This is a genomic window from Vibrio sp. 811, assembly GCF_033339195.1.
Map to the genome: position 1 here is coordinate 1 of NZ_JAWOUB010000332.1, position 755 is coordinate 755.

The 755-nt window shown below is 49.3% G+C and carries 1 protein-coding gene; it reads left to right on the forward strand.

The genetic code is table 11. The annotated features are described in order from the left end of the window. The coding region (mutL, locus tag R7Q46_RS26685) for a DNA mismatch repair endonuclease MutL (RefSeq protein WP_318078158.1) at positions 1 to 755 on the forward strand (755 nt) is incomplete at both ends.

The window sequence follows — 755 nt, forward strand, 5'->3', positions numbered from 1 at the left end:
ATTCGGAAGGGCGTGATATGCAGGTCAAATTGCAGCCTGCTGCCCATCCCATTGGTACCACGGTTGAAGTGCTGGATTTGTTTTTCAATACTCCTGCACGCCGTAAGTTTCTGCGTACCGAAAAAACGGAATTTGCTCACATTGACGAGCTGTTAAAACGCATTGCACTGAGCCGCTTTGATGTCTCGATCAACGTTCGTCATAACGGCAAAGTGATCCGCCAGTACCGTGCGGCTAAGAATCAACTGCAAACCGAAAAGCGTATAGCGGCGGTGTGTGGTAATGCATTTGTGCGTAATATGCTTCGTATTGAGCTTGAGCATCAAGGCCTCAAGTTGCATGGTTGGATCACCACCCCGGATGGGGCTCGTCAGCAAAGCGATTTGCAGTATTGTTACGTGAATGGCCGCATGATGCGGGACAAACTGATCAATCATGCGATTCGTCAAAGTTACGAAATGAGCTTAAAGCCGGATCAATTCGCCGCTTATGTGTTGTTCATCGAGCTAGACCCGCATCAGGTGGACGTGAACGTTCATCCAGCGAAGCATGAAGTGCGTTTCCATCAAGCAAGATTGGTACATGACTTTATCTATCAAGCTTTGTCTGATGCGTTGGCACAAAGCTCTGTGATTGATAAGCCGCAAGTCAATGAGTCCGCGTTCCATCGAGCAGAGCCTGAAGAGCGAGAAAGCCAACCGAAAACGACGCCTCAATACTCGCCACAACCAGTGAGTACCACTGTCCCGGAGCGA